At 47.1% G+C, this 19,731-nt stretch carries 17 protein-coding genes; 15 read left to right on the plus strand and 2 right to left on the minus strand.

The annotated features are described in order from the left end of the window. Nucleotides 1-646 precede the first annotated feature (646 nt). The 10 genes from HMPREF0240_RS07300 (at nt 647) to HMPREF0240_RS07345 (ending at nt 11,757) form a co-directional block, all read left to right on the plus strand. A complete protein-coding gene (locus HMPREF0240_RS07300; RefSeq protein WP_009002809.1) occupies nt 647-1,408 on the plus strand; it encodes an IclR family transcriptional regulator in 762 nt (253 codons plus the stop codon). 297 nt (nt 1,409-1,705) lie between these two features. Next, entirely contained in the window at nt 1,706-2,962 is a 1,257-nt protein-coding gene (locus tag HMPREF0240_RS07305; RefSeq protein ID WP_035312632.1) for an MFS transporter, read from the plus strand. A 22-nt stretch (nt 2,963-2,984) separates the two neighbouring features. Further along, complete coding sequence (locus tag HMPREF0240_RS07310; RefSeq protein ID WP_035312633.1) at nt 2,985-3,191, plus strand: 4Fe-4S binding protein; 207 nt, start codon at nt 2,985-2,987, stop codon at nt 3,189-3,191. A 12-nt stretch (nt 3,192-3,203) separates the two neighbouring features. Beyond that, entirely contained in the window at nt 3,204-4,256 is a 1,053-nt protein-coding gene (vorB, locus tag HMPREF0240_RS07315) for a 3-methyl-2-oxobutanoate dehydrogenase subunit VorB (protein WP_009002812.1), read from the plus strand. Between the two features lies 1 nt (nt 4,257). Then, on the plus strand, nt 4,258-4,998 hold the full coding sequence (locus HMPREF0240_RS07320) for a thiamine pyrophosphate-dependent enzyme (RefSeq protein WP_047774140.1): 741 nt from the start codon (nt 4,258-4,260) through the stop codon (nt 4,996-4,998). Beyond that, nucleotides 4,995-5,543, plus strand: coding sequence for a 2-oxoacid:acceptor oxidoreductase family protein (locus HMPREF0240_RS07325; RefSeq protein ID WP_035312634.1), 549 nt, complete (start codon nt 4,995-4,997; stop codon nt 5,541-5,543). Before HMPREF0240_RS07320 ends, HMPREF0240_RS07325 begins: the two co-directional genes overlap by 4 nt. Nucleotides 5,544-5,607: 64 nt before the next feature. Continuing rightward, nucleotides 5,608-7,734 carry an acetate--CoA ligase family protein gene (locus HMPREF0240_RS07330; protein WP_009002813.1) on the plus strand — a complete coding sequence of 709 codons (2,127 nt, stop codon included), beginning with the start codon at nt 5,608-5,610 and terminating at the stop codon, nt 7,732-7,734. A 128-nt stretch (nt 7,735-7,862) separates the two neighbouring features. Then, on the plus strand, nt 7,863-9,389 hold the full coding sequence (locus tag HMPREF0240_RS07335) for a BCCT family transporter (RefSeq protein ID WP_009002814.1): 1,527 nt from the start codon (nt 7,863-7,865) through the stop codon (nt 9,387-9,389). A 52-nt stretch (nt 9,390-9,441) separates the two neighbouring features. Then, nucleotides 9,442-11,031, plus strand: coding sequence for an L-serine ammonia-lyase, iron-sulfur-dependent, subunit alpha (locus tag HMPREF0240_RS07340; RefSeq protein WP_009002815.1), 1,590 nt, complete (start codon nt 9,442-9,444; stop codon nt 11,029-11,031). A 342-nt stretch (nt 11,032-11,373) separates the two neighbouring features. Then, nucleotides 11,374-11,757: a hypothetical protein gene (locus HMPREF0240_RS07345; RefSeq protein WP_009002816.1), complete on the plus strand. Its 384-nt coding sequence runs from the start codon at nt 11,374-11,376 to the stop codon at nt 11,755-11,757. 341 nt (nt 11,758-12,098) lie between these two features. Here the strand turns inward: HMPREF0240_RS07345 and HMPREF0240_RS07350 are convergent, their stop codons facing one another. Together HMPREF0240_RS07350 and HMPREF0240_RS07355 are read right to left on the minus strand one after the other, a co-directional pair. Beyond that, a complete protein-coding gene (locus HMPREF0240_RS07350) occupies nt 12,099-12,896 on the minus strand; it encodes an ABC transporter permease (protein WP_009002817.1) in 798 nt (265 codons plus the stop codon). Next, nucleotides 12,889-13,656: an ABC transporter ATP-binding protein gene (locus HMPREF0240_RS07355; protein ID WP_009002818.1), complete on the minus strand. Its 768-nt coding sequence runs from the start codon at nt 13,654-13,656 to the stop codon at nt 12,889-12,891. Before HMPREF0240_RS07355 ends, HMPREF0240_RS07350 begins: the two co-directional genes overlap by 8 nt. Nucleotides 13,657-13,904: 248 nt before the next feature. On the opposite strand from HMPREF0240_RS07355, the gene HMPREF0240_RS07360 reads away from it, so the two are divergent. From HMPREF0240_RS07360 to leuD, 5 genes are all read left to right on the plus strand, one after another. Continuing rightward, on the plus strand, nt 13,905-14,534 hold the full coding sequence (locus tag HMPREF0240_RS07360; protein ID WP_009002819.1) for an epoxyqueuosine reductase QueH: 630 nt from the start codon (nt 13,905-13,907) through the stop codon (nt 14,532-14,534). A 109-nt stretch (nt 14,535-14,643) separates the two neighbouring features. Beyond that, on the plus strand, nt 14,644-16,020 hold the full coding sequence (gene argH, locus HMPREF0240_RS07365; protein WP_009002820.1) for an argininosuccinate lyase: 1,377 nt from the start codon (nt 14,644-14,646) through the stop codon (nt 16,018-16,020). Between the two features lie 55 nt (nt 16,021-16,075). Further along, the gene (asd, locus tag HMPREF0240_RS07370) at nt 16,076-17,161 is read left to right on the plus strand and encodes an aspartate-semialdehyde dehydrogenase (protein ID WP_009002821.1); all 1,086 of its coding nucleotides are present in this window, start codon (nt 16,076-16,078) and stop codon (nt 17,159-17,161) included. 575 nt (nt 17,162-17,736) lie between these two features. Beyond that, nucleotides 17,737-19,011 (plus strand): 3-isopropylmalate dehydratase large subunit, encoded by a 1,275-nt coding sequence (gene leuC, locus HMPREF0240_RS07380; RefSeq protein ID WP_009002822.1) that lies wholly within the window; start codon nt 17,737-17,739, stop codon nt 19,009-19,011. Continuing rightward, entirely contained in the window at nt 19,011-19,502 is a 492-nt protein-coding gene (gene leuD / locus HMPREF0240_RS07385) for a 3-isopropylmalate dehydratase small subunit (RefSeq protein WP_009002823.1), read from the plus strand. The genes leuC and leuD overlap by 1 nt, the downstream gene beginning before the upstream one ends. The last annotated feature ends 229 nt before the right edge of the window (nt 19,503-19,731 follow it).

The raw sequence follows: 19,731 nt of genomic DNA on the forward strand, positions 1-19,731 counted from the left end.
CGGCAGTAAGAGGAAATACCGCAAAATCAGCAAGAACCGAACGCATTCACCGTTTAATCTGATGATTAAACGGCTCAGGCGTTCTAAAAAGCTGCTTCGGAAGCAGCTTTTTTCTTGCTGATTTCGCGGATTTCCTCTAACTGCCGCTAGTGCTCGCTAAAAGCATTTCCAACAGGACAGGTGCTTTTCACAGTCCGTCACGGCTCACGGTAAGCTGGGTTCATCCAGCAGGGAAGGAAGAACGCGTTCCACGGCGGGGCTTAGAACGGGGCAGCGGATGGGATAGAATTGGTGTGACTTTGTAGTGCACATTCGTTGCTCGGCTTCCAGCATCGCTGTTCTCTCCCTTCTTCTTTCAACACCTTTTGAAATTACTTACTAACAATCTCAGACACTTGTTACTGTTCAAACCCTTCAGGCGTGCACAGTAACAGCCACTTACCTAAATGTCCTCACCATATACACAAGTAAAAACAATAAAATTCTCCTCAACCTGTCCAACACATAAACAGCCAAATCCCTCAGCCCAGGAACCTGGCTCCCCTTTTTCTCAGCGCCCCATTTATCCCCATCCAGAAATATTTGTTGCCTGAACCTGAAAAAAGTAATATATTAAAGATAATAAATAGGAAAAAGGTGTATAGCTATGATAGATGAAAAAGATGTTAAGGTAAAAAGTCTGCAGAAAGCATTAGAAGTTCTGAACTGTTTTATTGACAAGCAGCCTTTGGGAATTACAGAGATCAGTCAGCAGCTTGGGTTATACAAGAGCAACGTTCACAATATTCTGATCACATTTAAAAATATGGGATACCTGGAGCAGGATCCGGAGACCGGGAAGTTCAGGCTCGGGACAGCGATATTTTCTCTGAGCAGGGCGCTGAAGGAGAACATGAGCATATCCAAGATCGCGCTCCCTTATATGCAGCGGATAGCGGAAGAGACCAATGAGATGGTATATCTCTCGATTCTCAAGGAGGATGAGGTCATATACCTGGATGTTGTTTATCCCATGAACCAGCTGTACGCGGTTGCAGGCCCTGTCACAGGGGAGCGTGCAAAGCTGTACTGTACGGGAGTGGGGAAGGCCATGCTGTCCAGGCTGCCTGACAGAGAGGTGGAACGGATTTTGAGCGGGGAGCTGAAGCCTCTTACAGACTATACAATCACAGATAAAAAGAAGCTGTGGAAAGAGTTGGAACTTGCTCGTATAAACGGCTACGCTGTGGATAATATGGAGATTGTCCTGGGGGTAAAGTGCATCGGCGTTGCAATTATGAACCATAAGGGCGATGTGGAATGCGGAATCAGTATCAGTGCACCGTCACTGCGGATGGAACCAGATAAAATTGACGAATTTGCTAAAATTTTGAAACGCTATGGACGTGAAATCGAGAAACTGTTATAAGTAAATTGGACACAATGCATAAAAAAAGTAAAAATCAAAAAGCAATATTGCATTTATTTGTTAATGGGGTTATACTGTAGTCAAATAAATAAGACATCTTTTACTTGGTATTCTTGCCAAGTAAAAAAATGTTTTAAAAATAGAACAGTGTTCTGTAATAGAGAACAGAAAGGAGGAACAGAAGAAAAAAGAAATAGTTTAAAAATATGGGGGAAGCAACAACAAAGAGAGTGAAAAGGAATAAAAAGTATTCTAAAGGATGATCCACATTACGTGGATGTAAAAAAGGAGGTTTCTATGAATTCTAAATTGAGAAAGTACTTGACCGTTATCGCTTTGGGGCTGGCAGGAGGATCTATTTATTTCCTTCCCTATGTAAAATTTGTTTTTTACGATGCACAGATCGCAAGTATGGGAATCAACAACACGCAGTCAGGTATTTTGATGACGATGTATACCGTAGCGAATATGATACTTTACATACCGGGTGGAATTCTTGCCGATAAGATTTCAGCCAAAAAAGCGCTCGTTGTTTCACTGGGGCTCACATCGGTGCTGGCATACATTTATGCGTTTACGATGAAGAGCTTTGCTGTATCGATGATGATATGGCTTGCATTATCGCTCACCACGGCGTTTGTCTTCTGGTCTTCTCTGATGAAGGCGGTCAGAATTATCGGAACAGAAGAAGAACAGGGATTCATGTACGGTTTGTATTATGCCTGTAATGGTATTACGAACGCCCTGACCAATGCATTTGCACTGAAGTTTTTCAACACCGCTGGCGGTGACTTACAGGAAGGGTTCTTCCGGGCAGTCCTCTCAGGCGGTTCTATCGCTATCGTTGCAGGAATCCTTCTGATGGTGCTGATGAAAGACAACAAGGCGGCAAAAGGCAGTACGGCAGCAGCGGCCGTGGACGAAGATAAGTTTAAGTTCTCTGATGTCGGTAAGATTCTGAGAAGCCCGATCGTATGGATTGCTTCTTTTGTTATCTTCTGTGGAGACGGTATTTACACAAGCGTATCCTATTTTAACCCTTATCTGACTGAAGTAATCGGCGTTGCACCGTCAGATTCCAGCCTGATCTCCGTTATCCGTAACGGACTGATGCTGCTGGCTCCTGTTGGAGGGCTTCTGGCTGATAAAGTATTTAAATCAACCTGTAAATGGCTTACAACGTCCTTCCTGATTGTCGGTGCACTGTTTGCATCTGTATTATTTATTCCGGCTTCCATCAATCCGACGGCGGCAAGCGTTTATACGCTGATCCCGAGTGCAGTGGCAATGATGCTCTACGGCGTTGTATTCTCAGTCATGAGTGAGGCGGGGATCCCGCGTATGCTGACAGGAACGGCGATTGGAATTGCGTCTATCATCGGTTATGTGCCGGACTCATTATATTCGCTGATATTCGGTGGCTTCCTGGACAAGTTCGGCGGACACGGCTACAACTACATTTTCATATTCCTGATTGTCAGCTGCGTCATCGGGGCAACATTTGCGGTGATTGTCAGACGTATGGGATTGAAAGCAGCAAAGCAGAATAAATAATAATGGTAAGGGACCGGTGATTATGGAAAAATCAGAAAAAGTTTACACAGATGTATCGAGATGCAAAGGATGCGGATATTGTATTGAGGCATGCCCCAGACATGCGGTCAGTGTATCGGATTTCATTAATGCTAATGGTTATAATTCCATTCAGGTGGACGAAAGCAAATGCATAGCATGCGGCATATGTTACAAGGTATGCCCGGACTATGTGTTTGAAATACGATAGTGGAGGGAAACTATGTCTAAGATATTATTAAAAGGAAATGAGGCTCTTGCCGAGGCGGCCCTGGCGGCCGGATGCCGTTTTTACAGCGGATATCCGATTACACCTCAGACAGAGATACTGGAGTATCTTTCCTGGAGGATGGAAGAAGTGGGAGGTGAATTCGTACAGGCTGAATCAGAGCTCTCCGGCATCAATATGGTGCTGGGGGCGGCTGCGGCCGGAGCGCGTGCGCTGACGACTTCATCAGGTCCGGGATTTTCATTGAAGCAGGAGGGAATCTCTTATCTGGTGGCAGCGGACCTGCCGGCAGTTATCGTGAATGTTATGAGAATCGGAACCGGGCTCGGCGATATTTCTCAGGGGCAGGGCGATTACTGGCAGATGACAAGGGGCGGCGGCCACGGTGATTACCGGACAATTGTGCTGGCGCCGGCTTCCGTGCAGGAGAATGCCGACCTGATGGCGGTATCCTTTGATCTGGCTGAAAAATACAGGCATCCGGTACTGATTGCCTCCGATGCGGCAATCGGCCAGATGATTGAAGCGGTAGAGATACCGGAATTTAAGGAACACGATATCGACAAATTTGACTGGACGGTAAAAGGGTGCAGAAAGGGTGATGAACACCGCAAGATACAGAATGTCTATTATACGCACCCGGATTATGAATCATACCTTCTGAATAAATACAAAGAAATCGAAGAAACAGAGCAGCGTTATGAGACCATACAGGTGGAGGACGCCGAGGTTGTACTGGTTGCTTACGGAATCAGCTCCAGGGTGTGCCTGGAGACGGTAGAGATGGCGCGCAGCAAAGGGCTGAAAGTAGGGCTGATCCGGCCGATCACGTTATGGCCGTTCCCGGTGAAGGCTTTTGAAGAGGCGGGAAACGCAAGGCTGTTCCTGTCTGTAGAGATTAACATTTTAGGACAGATGGTGGATGATATCAGACTTGCCGTAAATGACAAAGTGCCGGTAGAGCATTATGGATCCATATTTGACATCCCTGAGTCGGAGGGAATTATAGAAAAGATAGAAAAATGGCTGAAGAAGGAGGATATGTGATATGCGGATGACAGCTCCTGAAACAGTGACATTTGCACACAGCGGCTTCTGCCCCGGCTGCGGACATGGTCTTGCAGTGCGGCTGATTGCGGAAGTGGCGCAAGAGATGGAACTGAGTGAAAAACTCATCACAGTAGTAGATGTGGCCTGCGGCTCCCTGAATATTAATTCATGGAGGTTTGACACCATTATGGCAGCACACGGAAGACCGATTCCTACTGCCATTGGAATTAAAAAAGTACGGAAAGACAACCCGGTGCTGGCATACCTCGGTGACGGGGCGGCCTATGCCATCGGTATGGCGGAGATGATGCATGCGGGAATCAGGAATGACAACATTATTACCATAGTTATCAATAACAGCCTGTTTGGCATGACCGGCGGCCAGTGCGCGCCGACCTCCCTGCCGGGGCAGATTACGACGTCCACCCCGCATGGCAAAGACCCGGACAAATGGGGAACGCCTTTTAAGATTGAAGATGCTTTCTCAGGCCTGGATATTGCCTATCTGGCGAGGGGAAGCCTGGCGGATGCGAAGGGCATAACAGTCAGCAGAAAGTATATTAAAAAGGCCTTTGAGAAGCACATGAACGGGGACGGGTTCTGCCTGGTAGAGCTGTTGTCGCCATGTCCCACCAACCTGAACATGACACCGGTGAAATGTGCACGGAGAATTAATGAGGAAATGATGAAATACTTCCCGTTAGGAGAATTTAAAGAACAGGGAGGGCATGTATCATGAAAAAGGAAATAATTTGTGCCGGCTTCGGCGGACAGGGGGTCCTGACCGCAGGGATGATTTTAATAGATGCCGGGATGAAACTGGATAAAAATGTATTGTTTTATCCATCCTACGGCTCAGAGATGCGGGGTGGAACAGCAAACTGTACTGTGAAAATCAGCGATAAAATGATTGCCTGCCCGGTGTCAAAGCACCCGGATATCTTATTGACTCTGAATACACCGGCAGTTGATAAATTTGAAGACAGCTTAAGTGTCGGCGGCCTTCTTATAGTCAATTCGTCTATTGTACCGGAAGACCGGACATACAGAGATGACATTACCGTGATCAAGGTGCCGGCGACGGACATCGCAGCGGAAGTGCAGAACCTCAAAGCGGCAAACCTTGTTATGCTGGGCGCGCTGGCTGCCTCAACAGATATCTTTACCGTGGATTATCTGGAGGAGTCTATCCTGCAGTTTTTTGAGAAAAAGGGCAAAGGAAAATATAACGAAAAGAATGCAGCCTGCTACCGCAGAGGTGCGGAAACGGTGCAGAAGGCCTAGTACAACGAATAATAATTAACTTTCTGTTATGCTAGTGGAAGAACAACAAAAAGGAGGTGGTCAGATGGACTTAACCAAATTACTGAAACCAAAGTCAGTAGCAGTGATTGGCGCAAGTGAAAAAAATGGATTTGGAGGCGATGTCTGCCGAAATATCATTACATATACAAAAGATATGAGCCGGATTTATTTTGTGAATCCAAAGAGAGATACCGTATTTGAGAGAAAATGCTATCCTTCTGTGACGGACATACCGGATGAAATTGACCTGATGATTATCTGTACGGCCCAGAAGACGATTCTTCCGCTTTTGGAAGAGGGAGCAAAAAAAGGCTGCGGCGGTGCCGTGGTTTTTGCCAGCGGCTACGGGGAAGTTGGTACGGAGGAAGGACGCAGTCAGGAAAAAGAACTGCTGGAAAGAGCAGCGGAATTAGGGATCGCCGTTATGGGCCCGAATTGTGCAGGGTACGTTAATTATACAGACAATGTATATGCGTTTGCATTTATATCGGCCGAGCGCGAGAGAAAGGGAAATATCGGCGTGATCTCACAGAGCGGGCAGCTGTGTCTTTCTATGATGGAGTGCCCGTCCATGAAGTTTTCCTATAATATCTCGGCGGGAAATGCAAAAGGAATCCAGATGGAGGACTATATGGATTTCCTGGTTGAGGATGAACATACAAAAGTAGTCAGCCTTTATATAGAAGGAGTGAAAAATCCTGCGAAGTTTGTGGAAGTGCTGAATAAGGCAGCCGCGAAGAAAAAACCGGTCATTGTATTAAAGGCTGGCAGAAGCAATAAGGGCCAGGCGATTGCGGCTTCCCATACCGGAAGCCTGTCGGGTTCAGACGCATCGTTTGACGCCCTGCTGAAAAAGTTCGGGGCGATCCGGGCGGAAGACCTGGAAGAGCTGACGGCGCTGTCCCTCTTATTCTCAACCATTCCGGAAATGCCGCAAGAAGCCGGGTTTGCTTCCATGAACCTATCCGGAGGGGAGACGGCGATCTGTGCGGACGTGGGATATTTAAACGGAATCTCATATCCGGACTTTACACCAGAGACGCTGGCCGCCCTGAAGGAGCAGCTTCCGGGCTACGCGACACCAAATAACCCGTTGGATATGACGGCCACCCTTTCCTATGATGCGGATCTGTACGCAAAAGTTCTGGAGACCGTGATGGATGATCCCAATGTGGGGATGGTGCTGATCGGGTATACTCTTTTATATGAGATTGCAGATCCCGCGATCTATTATATGTATGAAGGCATCAAAAAGGTGACGGAGAAAAAGGGCAGCAAGTGTAAGCCCATTGCAATCATACCTTTTGCAGAAAACACCAGGAATCCGGAGTATCAGGAAAAGCTGTTCCAGATCGGAGTGCCGGTTCTGCCGCCGCCTGTGTACGCATTTAAAATGCTGAGAAAACTGGCGGATTATATCAACTTTGATTATACCAGTACCAGCCATGAGATTGCACTGCCGAAGAGAACAAGCGATAAGACTTATGCGCTCTCAGAACATGAAAGCAAGATGAGCCTGAAAGAGTTTGGAGTCGCGGCAGCCGATGAGATCATAGCTGCCTCCCGTGAAGAAGCTGAGAAAGCAGCGGAGCGTTTCCGGGGAGCATTTGCCATGAAGATTGAATCCGCGGAGATCTTGCATAAAAGTGATGTAGGTGGCGTTATTCTAAATCTAAAAGATGCAAAAGAAGCCGGGGATGCCTATGACCGGATTATGGAAAATGTAAAGAAGCATTGTCCGCAGGCCGGGATAAATGGAATTCTGATGGCTCCAATGCTTAAGACTGGGCTGGAAATGATTATTGGAGTGAACAATGATCCGCAGTTCGGACCAGTCGTTATGGTGGGTATGGGCGGAATCTTTGTTGAAGTGTTCAAGGATGTTTCGGTCTACCCTGCACCGCTTAATAAAACGGAAGCAATGAATATGCTGCAGTCATTAAAGGCATACAAATTATTAAATGGATACAGAGGCGGAGATAAGTATGATATTGACGCTTTATGTGATACGATAGTAAGTGTCGGAAATTTTGCGGCTGCAAACAAAGACTCGCTGAAAGAGCTGGATATTAATCCGTTATTTGTCTATCCCGAAGGCGAAGGAGTCGGCGTCGCGGACAGCCTGATTGTGAAATATGGAGAGAAGCGGCGCAGCTCAAAGACCCCGTAGCAGGCTACTGGATATCAAATTTGCAGCGCGGCGAGCAGCGGGGTATTTGACCCCACGGGCAGTCACCAAGTGTACATGCCTGCATGTACATTTGGTTCGTTGCCTTCGCGAGAATAAAGGAGTCCTGAATGAGTAAGCTATTTCATAAGATTAATCTGAAAATTTTTGCACCTACATGCCTGATCCTGGTTTTACTGATCCTGGTCTTACTTTTTCAGCCGGTAAAGGCAGGACAGGCAATTAAATACTTGTATGACCGCTGTACTGAAAATTTTGGCTGGCTCTATCTTACGGCATGTATCTGCAGTTTTGCCTTTCTGATCTGGATGACGACAAGCCGGTTTGGCTCCATCAAACTGGGAGATAAGGATGAAAAGCCTCAGTATTCGCAGATTTCCTGGATCGCCATGCTGTTTACGGCAGGGGTGGGAACCAGTATCGTGATTCTGGGTTTCCTGGAGCCGATCTATTATGTGAGCAGTCCGCCTTTTCTGATCGAGCCTTTGAGCGAGCAGGCGTATGAGTATGCGCATATGTACGGGCAGTTTCATTGGGGGCTGAGCGCATGGGCATTTTACAATCCTGCGATTATCGCTGTGGCCTATATGATGTATGTAAGAAAAGAGCCGAGCATCCGTTTAAGTTCTGCATGCAGTATTGTTTTAAAAAAGCAGACAAACGGCTGGCTGGGCCACGTGATTGATATTCTCGTTATATTCGGAGTCGTGGGATCCATTGCAACCTCTCTGGGAATCGGTACGCCGGTTCTGGCGGATGTCATCCGTGAGGTGTTCGGCATTCCACAGGCCTATGACCTGGCAGTAAAGCTGACGGTTCTGACGATCTGGATTTTTATTTTCGGTACCAGCGTCTATCTCGGGCTGGATAAAGGAATCCAGAAGCTGAGTAATATCAACATAGTGATGGCGTTTATCTTCCTGCTGATTATTCTGTTTACCGGGCCTACGGTCGGGATTATGAAAATGGAATTAAATAGTACAGGTTTGTATTTAAAGGAATTTTTCAGAATGAGTACCTACACCCAGCCCTTTGGAAGCGGGGAGTTTACGAAAGACTGGACCGTATTTTACTGGGGATGGTGGATCGCATTTATGCCCATGATGGGGATGTTCGTAGGGAAGATTTCACGAGGAAGATCGATTAAAAATGTAATGTGGGGGCAGATGATTTGGGGCTCTCTGGGATGCTGCTTTAGTTTTATGATCTTTGGCGGCTATTCCCTGTACCTGCAGAAAAGCGGCAGGGTGGATCTGGTCAGTATTTTAAATAATGAAGGACAGAGCCAGGCGATTATAGCGATACTGAAAACGCTTCCGATGGCAAAGATCATGATGCTGTTTTTATGTATTGTCTGTTTTGTATATCTGGCCACGACCATTGATTCCTGCGCGTATGTGCTGGCAGGTGCGACTACGAAGAAACTGTCGCCGACAGGGGAGCCGGCAAGATGGAACAGGCTGTTCTGGGCGCTTTTGTTCTGTATACTATCAATAGCGCTGATGCTGATCGGAGGAATCGAATCGGTGAAGATCATGTCTGTTGTGACGGGGCTTCCGCTGATTTTTGTGCTGTTCCTGCTGATGGTATCGGTGAAAAAGACACTGGAAAAAGACAACCCGCCAAAAATTAATTAAAATGGGGGTTTACAAATATTAGATGAAATTCAGATCCGAAAAGGAGGATATTATGGAGGAATATTACGGCAGTATATTTAATGAAGTGTTTGGCCCGATTATGATCGGCACATCCAGTTCCCATACGGCAGGACCATACAGAATCGGTGCCACTGCCCGCATGCTGCTGGGCGGTGAGGTGCAGAAGGCACGTATTTCTTTTGACCCGGGAAGCTCTTATGCTTCTTATTATAAGCTGCAGTGGTCAGACAGAGGATTTACCGCAGGACTGATCGGAGGCCGGATTGACAGCGATGATATGACGGATGCGCTGGAAATTGCGGAAGAGAAGGGCGTAGATATTCAGTTTGTGAAGGAACCGAAGAAAAATAATCACGCCAATTACGCCTTTATGGAGATGGAGGGGAAAGACGGCGGCCGTCTCACATTAGGGACAACATCTGTAGGCGGCGGAGCGATTGAGATTATTGAGATCGATGGATTTCCGATTATGATTAAGGGCGATTTCAACGCCGCATTTCTCTATCTGGATGAAACTGCAGAATACAGTGTGGTTGAAGACGGCGTGAAAGGGATAGCAGAACTGGAATTCCGGATGAAGGAGAGTACAGCAGGCGGGAAACGCATGCTTTACTTTGAAACCCGGGAAGCCCTCAGGGAGGCACAGCTTCAGAAGATGCTGGAGCTGCCGGGAGTTGTCAATGTGCGGTATACAGACCATGTGCTTCCGGTTCTGTCCAGCTTTGCATATGAGGATATTCCATTCAGAACGGCTGCACAGGCGCTGGAATATGGAAAAGCTGATCATCTGAGCGCCGGAGAACTGGGAATCCGCTATGAGATGGCGCGCAGCGGTTATACACGGGAAAAGGTCATGGAGATGATGCAGAACATTGTGAGTGTAATGCGCAGGTCGGCCCATGTCGCGATCCATAATAAGACGGACGAAAAGATAGGCGAACTCTACCCGATTAAAGCAACAGATATGTACGAGAGCATGCAGAATAAAACGGTTCCGGTTGCGGAACTTGGTATCTTAAACGAGCTGGTCTGTGTTGCCATCGGTATTCTGGAAAAAGTAGAGCAGAAGCGACCCGATGTTGTAGTGGCATCTCCTACGGTAGGCTCGGTCGGTATCCTTCCGGCAGCGGTTGTCCAACTGGGGGACCGCATGGGAAAGAGTGACGAGGAGATTGCGACGGCGATGTTTGCGGCAGGCTGCGTTGGAATCTTTGTGGCGCACCAGGCGACCTTCGGCGGTGAAGTTGCCGGCTGCCAGGCAGAGTGCGGCTCCGCAGGAGCCATGGCAGCAGCAGGCGTGGCAGAGATGATGGGGGGCACGGCACAGCAGGCATTTACCGCATCCGCAGTTACCCTGCAGAACGTGCTGGGGCTGATCTGTGATCCGGTCTCTGTGGGCTATGAACCGTGCAATGCGCGTAATGCTATGGCAGTTTCCAATGCATTGTCATCTGCGAATATGGTTCTCTGCGGTTTTTCCGTGCAGATCCCGCTGGATGAGACAATTATAGCGATGAAAGAAGTGGGAGAGCAGCTGCCTCCATGCCTGAAGGGTACATACGGAGGACTGGCATGTACTCCGACGGGGCAGAAAGTTGCTGAGATATGCGAAGGTGAATAAATTAACAGACGATGATATGTGAGAGATCATTTTTCTGTTACAGAATTAAAAAAACCAGGTATCAGGCGTGCTGCCGGCTGCTTTTCCTTAGCCGGCGGCACGTTCTATTTATAACAATCCCGTTAAGTAAATAACTTTGGTTGCTATTTTCCTCCGGTACATTTATCATTAAAATATAGAATACATGTAATGAAACTGCATGTACCCTTCGGGCATGGCAAGGAAGGCTGTGCAGCCGGATATGAAACCGCCCGGTGCATCTGTACACCATTCCTGCAGGGGATAAAAGGATCTTATTGTGCGCAGATGTTCAGATTCCACATGTGAAAGGGAGGGACTGATATGGGAGAAAAACTTGCAAAACCTTTACTGTTACTTGACAACAGCAATATGATGTCGGTATTGAACAAAGGAGAATTTAAATGCAGCAATCTCACGTTTGAAGAAACGAAGGCAATCATAGAGATGTATGATGAAAATATGATCCTCCGCTGTTTTACAAATACTGACATTGAGACCGTTATTTTTGACTACCTGGGAATTGAAAAAAGAAACTTTGAATTTAAGAAGATCAGAAATATGAGGGAAGGGCAGGACGCGATTGTATTTAAACTTTATGTGACTCCTTCAGAGACACAGCCTGTTATACAGACGGATGACGGAGTTGAAGCGAAAAAAATCCAGAATATATATGTCTACTGCCAGCATCTGTCGCGGATTAAATAGGTTTTAGAGAAGCTTTTATGTGCATTTGCGGCTGCAGGAAGAGCGTGATTTTTAACCTGAATGTATCTGGCGGATCAGATTGTGAATGCGCAGGCAGGAGGGCTTGGCGGTATGAGACAGGAGGAACTGCTGGAACTTTTGGAAGCCTGATTGAAGCTGAGGCATGTATCTAATTTGATGGGAGCGACCTGGGGAGCCTTTGAATCGGCTGGGAAGATATAACTAAGAACATGAGCCAGAAAAAAATATATGGTGTGAATCTGGAAATATGTAGGGCAGCTGTGTGGTAGAACGCAGCTGCTTTTAAATGTTCAGAACAAACGCGCATAGATGAGGCAGGATCAGATTCTTTTCTGATAAATTTTCTCAAGCATATTGATCAGCGCATAAAGCCCCATCGCCATAATACAGAGCAGAACGATAGACATGAGGAGCCAATCCATTTTAAATACCTGTGATGAGTAGATAATCAGGTACCCGAGACCGTTGCGCGCTGCCAGAAATTCTCCGATGATGACACCGACCAGGCAGAGCCCGATGTTGACTTTCATATTGCTGATAATGGCCGGGATGGAGCTGGGCAGCACGACTTTTGTCAAAGCGTGCCACTTGTTTCCCCTCAGTGTATAGATCAGTTTTATCTTTTCCTCATCTACAGTGGTAAAGCTGGTATAAAGGTTTAGTATGCTGCCGAATATTGCCACGGACATACCGGCTACTATGATTGTAGTTTTAGTGGCACCCAGCCAGACAATGAGAAGTGGTGCCAGTGCGGACTTCGGAAGACTGTTCAGGACAACCAGATAGGGGTCCATAATTTCCGACAGCTTTTTGCTGCACCAAAGGGCGACAGCCAGCATAACGCTGATCAAAGTGACGAGCAGGAAGCTGACGATTGTCTCATATAGTGTGGTCCAGATATGGACAAAGATGGTTTTATCCAGGACCATTCCCCAGAAGCAGAGTGCGATTTTCGATGGGCTGCTGAAAATGAAGGAGTCAATGATTCCCACATTTGCAGTGAATTCCCACAGGAACAGAAAACTCAAAAGGATTGCAACCCGGGAGACCCGTACAATCCTTTTGTGGCGTTTCCGGCTGTTCAGATAACTTTGCTGTCCAACAGAAATTTCATTCATTTTTATTCAACTCCTCCCATATAATATTGAAATAATTTTTAAACTCGGGAGCATTCCTTCTGAGAAGAGGGGTATCTTTCTCAAGAGTAAATGTGATCGGGACTATTTTGGCAATCGTTGCAGGCCTCTGCGTAAGGATTATGACACGGTCCGCAAGGCTTACAGCTTCCGAGAGATCATGAGTCACCAGTAATGCGGTCTTATGTGCATTTCGGATAATCTGTCCGATGTCATCGCCTACGGAGAGACGTGTCTGGTAGTCCAGGGCAGAAAATGGTTCATCCAGCAGAAGAATATCAGGCTCCAGGACGAGGGTGCGGATCAGAGCAGCGCGCTGGCGCATTCCTCCTGACAATTCTGATGGTTTGGAATTACTGAACTGTTTGAGACCGTACAATTCGAGTAGTTCTCTGGCTTTCGCTTTTGATTTCGCAGAAAGCATATGCTGGATTTCCAGCCCAAGCAAAACATTGCTGTAGACAGTCCGCCACTCGAAAAGGTGGTCATGCTGAAGCATATATCCGATATTCATTGTACTTTCTCTTAAATATTTCCCATTCGTTTTTATCAGTCCCTTTTCCGGTTCCAACAAGCCGGATACAATCGAGAGCAGAGTGGATTTGCCGCACCCGGACGGGCCGACAATGGCGACAAATTCTCCGGAGGCGAGGGAAAATGAAATATCTGTCAGTGCTTTGGTTTCCCCTTCTAATGTGTGGTAAGCATAATTTATGTTCTTTAATTCAAGTATTGGTTCCATGCAGACACTCCATTCGACAAGTATATAGTTAGTTTATGAAGAATCAGCAGAAGGGTGAATGTATATGGGGATAGATTAAACAGCAGATTTGCTGCAGAATAAGGTATACCCAGAGGGCACCCCGTAATGCATGCCCTTCGGGCGGGTCTGCAGCACAGCTGCAGAATAAGGTATAAGTTGCCGTATAACCCGGGGGTGTGATATAATACCTTCATCTTATATAACAGGTAGAAAGGTCTCGATAATATATGAACTATCATTATGTAAATTATCAGAAGGAGCTGGACAGGCTGATCGCATCCCTGCAGCGAGAAGGACGGGTGCCCAGACTTTTACTGCACAGCTGCTGTGCTCCCTGCAGCAGTTATGTGCTTGAATATTTATCAGATTTTTTTGAAATAACAGTTTTTTATTACAACCCAAACATTTTCCCGGAGAGTGAATACACAAAGCGGCTGCTGGAGCAGCAGACATTGATAGCAGATATGAATTTTAAAAATCCGGTTTCTTTTCTTGCCGGGAATTATGACAAAGATAAGTTCTATCATATGGCAGCAGGCCTGGAACACATAAAAGAGGGCGGCGAGCGCTGCTTCAAATGTTATGAGCTACGCTTGAATGAGACAGCACAGATAGCAGCCAAAGGCGGTTTTGACTATTTTACAACAACACTGAGCATCAGCCCAATGAAGAATGCAGAGAAACTCAATACAATAGGAAAAGAAACAGCATCCAGATATGGAATTCAATACCTGCAGTCTGATTTTAAAAAGAAAAACGGCTACAAACGGTCCATAGAACTTTCAAAGGAGCACGGGCTTTACCGCCAGGACTACTGCGGATGCCAGTTCTCGATGGAGGGCAGAAGAAAAGAATAATGAGAATATTCTGAAAACGGAGGGCAAAGGGGTCAGACCCCTTTACATCGGCACGTTGCTATGATAAACTAATGAGAAAATGTAAAATAAGGGAAGAGAGGATAAAGAAATGGCACAGTTATGGGGCGGTCGTTTCACGAAGGAAACGGACCAGTTAGTGTACAATTTCAATGCATCAATTTCTTTTGATAAAAAGTTCTATGAGCAGGATATCCGCGGCAGTATCGCACATGTAACGATGCTGGCAAAGCAGGGGCTTCTGACGGAGGAAGAAAAAGAGAAGATTATAGACGGTCTGGAAGGGATTAAAGCCGACGTGGAGAGCGGTACCCTGGAGATTACGGATGAGTATGAGGACATTCACAGTTTTGTGGAGGCGAATCTGATCGACCGTATCGGGGAACCCGGAAAGAAATTACATACAGGAAGGAGCCGCAATGATCAGGTGGCTCTGGATATGAAGCTTTACACACGAGATGAGATTCTGGAGCTGGATAAGCTGCTGAAAGAACTTCTTGAGGTGCTGCTGAAGCTGATGAAAGAGAATACGGAGACTTACATGCCGGGATTCACACATCTGCAGAAGGCACAGCCAATCACGCTGGCCCATCATCTGGGGGCATACTTTGAGATGTTTAAGAGGGACCGGCTGCGCATGAAGGACATCTATAAGCGGATGAACTACTGCCCGCTGGGCTCTGGTGCACTGGCCGGGACGACTTATCCACTGGACCGGGAGTACACAGCCAGCCTTCTGGAATTTGACGGACCGACATTGAACAGTATGGATTCCGTGGCCGACAGGGATTATCTGATTGAGCTTCTGTCTGCCATGTCAACCGTGATGATGCATTTGAGCCGTTTTTCGGAAGAAGTGATCATCTGGAATTCCAATGAATACCAGTTCGTGGAGATTGACGATGCCTACAGTACAGGAAGCAGCATTATGCCACAGAAGAAGAATCCGGATATTGCAGAGCTGGTCCGCGGAAAGACCGGACGTGTATACGGCGCTCTGATGTCACTTCTCACAACCATGAAGGGAATTCCGCTTGCATATAATAAGGATATGCAGGAAGACAAAGAGCTGGTATTTGACGCCATCGATACGACAAAGGGATGCCTGGCTCTGTTTACCGGCATGGTCCGGACAATGCGTTTCAATGAAAAACGGATGGAGAACAGCGCAAAGCATGGATTTACAAATGCAACGGATGCAGCGGATTATCTCGTGAATCACGGTGTACCGTTCAGGGATGCCCACGGTATCGTAGGCCAGCTTGTACTTTATTGTATCGAAAAAAATATAGCGCTGGATGATATGTCTTTGGAAGAATTCAAGGCAATATCTCCGGCATTCGAGGAAGATATATACGACGCAATCAGCATGAAAACCTGTGTAGAAATGCGCAACACCATCGGTGCTCCGGGAAAAGAGGCCATGGAAAAAGTAATCTCAGCGCATGAAGCATATTTGAGCATATAGACATTAAGAAAAGTATTTATAAAAGCCGCAGGAAAAAAAGAGAAGGAGAGAAAAAATGGAACAGAAGTTAAGAGTAGGTATTTTAGGTGCAACAGGAATGGTTGGTCAGAGATTTATCTCTCTGCTTGAGAACCACCCATGGTTTGAGGTAGTAACTGTAGCAGCAAGCCCGCGTTCTGCAGGCAGGACATATGAAGAGGCAGTGGGAGACAGATGGAAAATGGATACTCCGATGCCGGAGGCAGTAAAAAAGCTTGTTGTACTGAATGTAAATGAAGTTGAAAAAGTAGCTTCTACAGTAGACTTCGTATTCAGCGCGGTGGATATGACGAAGGAAGAAATCAAAGCGATCGAAGAAGAATACGCAAAAACTGAGACACCGGTTGTATCAAACAACAGCGCACACCGCTGGACACCGGATGTACCGATGGTAGTTCCGGAAATCAATGCAGAACATTTTGAAGTGATTGCTGACCAGAAAAAACGTCTGGGAACAACAAGAGGATTTATCGCTGTAAAACCAAACTGTTCAATCCAGAGCTATGCTCCGTGTCTTGCAGCATGGAAAGAATTTGGCCCAAAAGAAGTTGTGGCTACCACATATCAGGCAATTTCCGGGGCAGGAAAGACATTTAAGGACTGGCCGGAAATGGTGGAGAATATCATTCCTTATATTGGCGGAGAGGAAGAAAAGAGCGAGCAGGAGCCTCTCAGAGTGCTGGGGAAAGTAGAAAACGGCGAGATCGTAAAAGCGGATCTGCCTAAAATCACATGCCAGTGTATCCGTGTACCTGTACTGAACGGTCATACAGCTGCAGTCTTTATTAACTTTGAAAAGAAACCGACCAAAGAACAGCTGATTGAGAAACTGGTAAACTACAAGGGATTTCCGCAGGAAGCAGGACTTCCGAGCGCTCCGAAGCAGTTTATCCAGTATCTGGAGGAAGATAACCGTCCCCAGGTTAAGATGGATGTGGATTATGAAAAGGGAATGGGCGTGTCAATCGGACGCTTGAGAGAAGACAGCATGTTTGACTATAAATTTGTTGGGCTTTCACATAATACAGTCCGCGGCGCGGCAGGTGGAGCAGTACTGTGCGCGGAAGCATTAACAGCTAAAAAATACATCCAGCCAAAATAAGGTGGGGAGGGACGCCTGCCGCCAGCGCAGCGTGCGGACCCCCGGGGACGCAACTGGTAATTTCTGGTGCGGGCCGTTTGCAAAGAAAACGTAACATCAAAACAGGAGCCTCACAGAGAATCGACGGCATTCACTGCGTAATCTTTATGATTACGCAGCTCAGGCCATCTTAGAATTTGCTTTGGTAAGCAAATTCTATCTCTGTGAGGCTCCTGTTTTGATGCAACGTTTTCTAATGCGCACTATGATGCATCAGAAATTACCAGTTGCGTCCCCGGGGCCCGCCCGCTGCGCTGGCGGCAGGCTGGGCGCATCCGGCCGGGAGATGGCGAGACGCGAGGGGAAAGGGGATGGGCGGACGCGGGACATTTTGGCGGGGGCGAAAGATAACCCAGAAGCATGAACAGGCTTAAAAGTTAGGATCTTTTTTTAGGACACGGTGGAGAGAATTGTGTGGATTTATGGAGGGTGTGGAGTTTTGGGGGATTGAAAGAGGATAAGATCTTATCTTTCTTTTGGGGCTTTGTTATGGTAAAATGACAAATAGAATTTATTTGAAAGAGGAGGTTGTTGTGATGGGAATGACTATGACGCAGAAGATTCTGGCGGCTCATGCGGGGCTTGATTCTGTTGTGGCCGGGCAGTTGATAGAGGCGAAACTGGATGTGGTGATGGCGAATGATATTACCGGGCCTATGGCTCTGCCTATTTTTAGGGAGATGGCGGATAAGGTTTATGATAAAGATAAGGTTGTTTTGGTTCCGGATCATTTTACGCCGAATAAGGATATTAAGTCGGCGGAGAATTCTAAGTCTATCCGTGAGTTTTCTAAGGAGCAGGGGCTGAAGTGGTATTTTGAACAGGGCAAGTCCGGGGTGGAACATGCGATTCTTCCTGAGGCGGGTGTTGTGGTTGCGGGAGAGTGTATTATTGGTGCAGACTCCCATACTTGTACATATGGCGCTCTGGGGGCATTTTCTACGGGCGTGGGCACGACGGATATTGCAACGGGAATGGCTACAGGGGAACTGTGGTTTAAGGTGCCGAGTGCAATGAAGTTTGTTCTGACCGGGAAGCCGGGGGCTTTCGTGAGCGGGAAGGATATTATCATCCATATTATAGGAAAGATCGGTGTGGACGGCGCTCTCTATAAGTCTATGGAATTTACAGGGGACGGCCTGAAGGAACTGTCTATGGATGACCGCTTTACTATGGCGAATATGGCCATTGAAGCAGGGGCAAAGAACGGGATCTTCCCAGTAGATGAGAAGGCCGAGGACTATATGAAAGAACATTCCGTGAAGGAATATAAGATCTATGAAGCAGATGAAGATGCCGAGTATGATGAAGTGATTGAGATAAATCTGTCAGAGGTCCGTCCAACTGTAGCGTTCCCGCATCTGCCGGGCAATGCCAAGACTATTGACGAGATTGAAGCCATGGAGCCGATCAGAATCGACCAGGTTGTCATTGGTTCCTGTACAAACGGCAGGATGGAAGACATGCGCAAAGCGGCGGCGATCCTGAAAGACCGCCAGGTACATCCGGACGTGAGGGTTATGGTAATCCCTGCCACACAGAAGATTTACAAACAGTGCATGGCAGAGGGGCTGGCAGATATTTTCGTGGACGCGGGATGTGCAGTGAATACACCGAGCTGCGGACCCTGCATGGGCGGACACATGGGTGTAATGGCTGCAGGAGAAAAGTGCGTTTCTACAACGAACCGCAACTTCGTAGGCCGTATGGGACATGTGGATTCCCTGATATATCTGGCTTCCCCAGAAGTCGCGGCAGCAAGTGCAATCGCAGGATATATTGCGAATCCGGAGAAAGTAGGTGACAGATAATGAAGGCATTGGGACACGTTTTTAAATATGGAGATAATGTAGATACAGATGTAATCATACCGGCAAGATACCTGAATTCCTTTGATGCACAGGAACTGGCAAGCCACGCCATGGCAGACATTGATCCTGAATTTGTGAACAAAGTAAAACCGGGAGACCTGATTGTGGCAAATAAAAACTTTGGCTGCGGCTCTTCCAGAGAACATGCGCCGCTCTGCCTGAAAACAGCAGGAGTTAGCTGTGTAATAGCCGAGACCTTTGCCAGAATCTTTTACCGCAACGCCATCAACATCGGCCTTCCGATTATCGAATGTCCGGAAGCAGCAAAAGGAATCGAAGCAGGAGACGAAGTTGAAGTTGATTTCGACAGCGGGAAAATTTATAACCGCACAAAAGGCACAGAGTTCCAGGGACAGCCGTTTCCGGAATTCATGCAGAAACTAATCGCAGCAGGCGGTCTCGTGAACTATACCAACAGTAAGAAGGGGTAAGGAGGTTGCTGGTAGGGGGGACGCCGCCGGAACCGGACATAGGGATGGCTGGAAACGGGTTACGGCTGTAAGCTGGAGTAAAGTAAAATAGAAGGAAAACCGGGGCAACCTGGCCACATCATCCGAAGCCCGATGGCTTCGCATGCTGGGGCCAGGGATTCGTTTGATTCGGAATCAAACGAATCACCCCGGTTTTCCTTCTATTTTACTTAACTCCAGCTAAACAGCC

Source organism: Clostridium sp. D5 (assembly GCF_000190355.1).
GTDB classification, from domain to species: domain Bacteria; phylum Bacillota; class Clostridia; order Lachnospirales; family Lachnospiraceae; genus Faecalicatena; species Faecalicatena fissicatena_A.

Bases quoted from the DNA above. Each gene is read 5' to 3' on its own strand.
- HMPREF0240_RS07300 (WP_009002809.1), top strand. From the start codon at position 647: ATGATAGATGAAAAAGATGTTAAGGTAAAAAGTCTGCAGAAAGCATTA.
- HMPREF0240_RS07305 (WP_035312632.1), top strand. From the start codon at position 1,706: ATGAATTCTAAATTGAGAAAGTACTTGACCGTTATCGCTTTGGGGCTG.
- HMPREF0240_RS07310 (WP_035312633.1), top strand. From the start codon at position 2,985: ATGGAAAAATCAGAAAAAGTTTACACAGATGTATCGAGATGCAAAGGA.
- vorB (WP_009002812.1), top strand. From the start codon at position 3,204: ATGTCTAAGATATTATTAAAAGGAAATGAGGCTCTTGCCGAGGCGGCC.
- HMPREF0240_RS07320 (WP_047774140.1), top strand. From the start codon at position 4,258: ATGCGGATGACAGCTCCTGAAACAGTGACATTTGCACACAGCGGCTTC.
- HMPREF0240_RS07325 (WP_035312634.1), top strand. From the start codon at position 4,995: ATGAAAAAGGAAATAATTTGTGCCGGCTTCGGCGGACAGGGGGTCCTG.
- HMPREF0240_RS07330 (WP_009002813.1), top strand. From the start codon at position 5,608: ATGGACTTAACCAAATTACTGAAACCAAAGTCAGTAGCAGTGATTGGC.
- HMPREF0240_RS07335 (WP_009002814.1), top strand. From the start codon at position 7,863: ATGAGTAAGCTATTTCATAAGATTAATCTGAAAATTTTTGCACCTACA.
- HMPREF0240_RS07340 (WP_009002815.1), top strand. From the start codon at position 9,442: ATGGAGGAATATTACGGCAGTATATTTAATGAAGTGTTTGGCCCGATT.
- HMPREF0240_RS07345 (WP_009002816.1), top strand. From the start codon at position 11,374: ATGGGAGAAAAACTTGCAAAACCTTTACTGTTACTTGACAACAGCAAT.
- HMPREF0240_RS07350 (WP_009002817.1), bottom strand. From the start codon at position 12,896: ATGAATGAAATTTCTGTTGGACAGCAAAGTTATCTGAACAGCCGGAAA.
- HMPREF0240_RS07355 (WP_009002818.1), bottom strand. From the start codon at position 13,656: ATGGAACCAATACTTGAATTAAAGAACATAAATTATGCTTACCACACA.
- HMPREF0240_RS07360 (WP_009002819.1), top strand. From the start codon at position 13,905: ATGAACTATCATTATGTAAATTATCAGAAGGAGCTGGACAGGCTGATC.
- argH (WP_009002820.1), top strand. From the start codon at position 14,644: ATGGCACAGTTATGGGGCGGTCGTTTCACGAAGGAAACGGACCAGTTA.
- asd (WP_009002821.1), top strand. From the start codon at position 16,076: ATGGAACAGAAGTTAAGAGTAGGTATTTTAGGTGCAACAGGAATGGTT.
- leuC (WP_009002822.1), top strand. From the start codon at position 17,737: ATGGGAATGACTATGACGCAGAAGATTCTGGCGGCTCATGCGGGGCTT.
- leuD (WP_009002823.1), top strand. From the start codon at position 19,011: ATGAAGGCATTGGGACACGTTTTTAAATATGGAGATAATGTAGATACA.